This is a genomic window from Pectobacterium brasiliense (genome assembly GCF_013449685.1).
GTDB lineage: Bacteria > Pseudomonadota > Gammaproteobacteria > Enterobacterales > Enterobacteriaceae > Pectobacterium > Pectobacterium brasiliense_A.
On the sequence record NZ_JACDSF010000072.1, the window covers coordinates 1 to 2,078 of the forward strand.

At 39.5% G+C, this 2,078-nt stretch carries 4 protein-coding genes and 2 pseudogenes; 1 reads left to right on the forward strand and 5 read right to left on the reverse strand.

The genetic code is table 11. The annotated features are described in order from the left end of the window. Positions 1 to 179: 179 nt before the first annotated feature. Positions 180 to 578: pseudogene (locus tag H0248_RS20590) on the forward strand (tyrosine-type recombinase/integrase); the annotation flags it as partial. 120 nt (positions 579 to 698) lie between these two features. Here H0248_RS20590 and H0248_RS20595 read toward each other — a convergent pair. The 5 genes and pseudogenes from H0248_RS20595 to H0248_RS22280 all read right to left on the reverse strand — a co-directional run. Further along, positions 699 to 779: pseudogene (locus tag H0248_RS20595) on the reverse strand (HNH endonuclease); the annotation flags it as partial. A 19-nt stretch (positions 780 to 798) separates the two neighbouring features. After that, positions 799 to 1,002: a DUF6392 family protein gene (locus H0248_RS22380; protein WP_308415675.1), complete on the reverse strand. Its 204-nt coding sequence runs from the start codon at positions 1,000 to 1,002 to the stop codon at positions 799 to 801. Between the two features lie 31 nt (positions 1,003 to 1,033). Further along, a complete protein-coding gene (locus H0248_RS22385; protein ID WP_308415676.1) occupies positions 1,034 to 1,273 on the reverse strand; it encodes a DUF6392 family protein in 240 nt (79 codons plus the stop codon). A 34-nt stretch (positions 1,274 to 1,307) separates the two neighbouring features. Continuing rightward, on the reverse strand, positions 1,308 to 1,634 hold the full coding sequence (locus H0248_RS20605) for a hypothetical protein (protein WP_180787305.1): 327 nt from the start codon (positions 1,632 to 1,634) through the stop codon (positions 1,308 to 1,310). Beyond that, on the reverse strand, positions 1,631 to 2,078 hold a 448-nt coding region (locus H0248_RS22280), incomplete at its 5' end, for an S-type pyocin domain-containing protein (protein ID WP_257981573.1). The genes H0248_RS22280 and H0248_RS20605, both read right to left, overlap by 4 nt.

Here is a 2,078-nt window from a genome sequence, read left to right on the forward strand (position 1 = left end):
GCTATCACCTTCTTCATTCTATTAGACTTCGACAGCGCCACTGTCTGGCGAATGCTCTGCTCTTTGCATAGGATGATTGACTACAATTCCCCACAGGAGACATTAGGAGCGTTTTGTAGAAAAAGGTGAGCTTCTTTCCCTTTTCGCCTGTAGCTCTCGACATAGCCTTTGTGGTGCAGCAGCAACTGAACATTTTAGAAGAACTAAAAGACCTCACCTATGACGTTAACGGTGATGAGGGTTTTATCCTGACGGGTTGTTATGATGCGATGAAACCTATGAGCGAAAACACCATCAACAAAGCACTGCGCAAAATGGGTTATGACACCAAAACCGATTTGTGTGGTCATGGTTTCCGAACGCTGGCGTGTAGTGCCCTAATTGAATCGGGTATCTGGCCTGAAGATGTGGTTGAACTTCAGATGAGCCACATGGAAAAGAACAACGTTCGCGCTGCCTATACCAATAAGGCTAAACATCTTGAGCAACGTCGCCTAATGCTGCAATGGTGGGCTGATTTTCTGGATGCTAACAGCAACGGGATGGTGAGGCAGTTTGAGTTTTCCAATCAGTCATAGCAGTTAATAATTTATCTCCCCTAATACTGCGTGAAGTATGGGGAGATATATACCAAATTTCACGCATGGGTGAATTTTTGGGTATGGACAGGGATATTCTTGAGCCATTAAATGATGATTTCAGTCAAAATGGCAATTTGGACAAGTAGCAATTGCATTTTCAACCGTATCCTCCCCTCCTTGAGATAGCGGAACACAATGATGAACATCAAGAGCCTAACTACCACCGAAGCGTAGATGTTGGAATAAATGCGACTTCGGTAACTATATTATCTTCATCGTAATTTATCTGGATACTGGTTTGAATATGTCTCACCCCTGATGAAAACAAGTCAACCCATCCAAACGACTCATTCATTATGACTTGCGGTGGTGTACTACGTATTGGATTACCAAATACCTCATGTACCCACTCACGAGACATCTTGCTCTGCTTCAGTAATGGAGCAGGAAGATCATTCGGGAATGACCCAACCTGCAACAGTTTTATTCTGAATCATAAGAGTAATCTCTATGAGAGTTTTTTCATTTCGCTCAAATGCAAGAAAAATCCCTTCTTTTGGCATATCCAAACTAAGTACTGGAGAGCCTGAAGTGCCTTTAGGCGTTTTTTTATAAGGGATCAATCCTTCATCAAAGATCTCTTGGTAAGTTTTTCCTATTCGATTAAATAATGCTTCAACATTCACAGTCATTTTTACAATCTTTTTCAGGATTAAAAATCATACTTTAGCCATCTAATTTATTTATTAATTCTTTTATCTTGTTCCTTAAAAAATTTTTATCCCAATGTACACTCTCCTCATATAACGGGTTATCCCAGTTTCCATTTTTTATTATGCATATTTTAAAGTTCCCATCATCTTCAAATGCAGGATACCAGCCTATATCTAGAACATTTCCGTTCGAGCATGATAACATCAATAAATCCTCATCTAATTTATTAATTTCCTCTGAAACTGCTTTATTAAAATCAATACCAGATAATTCATCAAAAACACTATCCAGATGATTAATCATGTATACATCGCCCAAAATAACTATTTCACTTTTCATTTCATTAACCTTCTTGCTTCTTGTTCGCCAATGGGGTGAGAATGAATCGTTCCTTGTGACTCCTTTGTCACAACCCATGAAGTTTCTTTTCCTTTATATGCCCCTTTTACTTCGTCAAAATGCATAATCTTCCAGTTTTGTCCGTTTGACGTCGACATACCATTTTCCCAAACCTCATGATCTATAGAGGGAATATCTACATTAGGCTTAAATTTAGCTGGCCCACTTTTTGTGGTTTTAATCACTTCCCCCCAAGATAATCCCTTCGGCGGATAATGCTTGTATCCGTGTGTATAAGATATCTTACTTTCTGATAAATAAACATAAATCGGTGGAAACGCATTCTCAGGGAACACCAGAATGTAATCACGAAAATCCTTCTCGTCCGGCATCGGTGTCGCAAGAATACTGACATCATCCATCTCTGGAATTTCAAATCCCGGC

What these genes read in the sequence shown, in the direction of transcription:
- H0248_RS22380 (WP_308415675.1), bottom strand. Translation starts at nt 1,002, where the DNA reads ATGTCTCGTGAGTGGGTACATGAGGTATTTGGTAATCCAATACGTAGT.
- H0248_RS22385 (WP_308415676.1), bottom strand. Translation starts at nt 1,273, where the DNA reads ATGACTGTGAATGTTGAAGCATTATTTAATCGAATAGGAAAAACTTAC.
- H0248_RS20605 (WP_180787305.1), bottom strand. Translation starts at nt 1,634, where the DNA reads ATGAAAAGTGAAATAGTTATTTTGGGCGATGTATACATGATTAATCAT.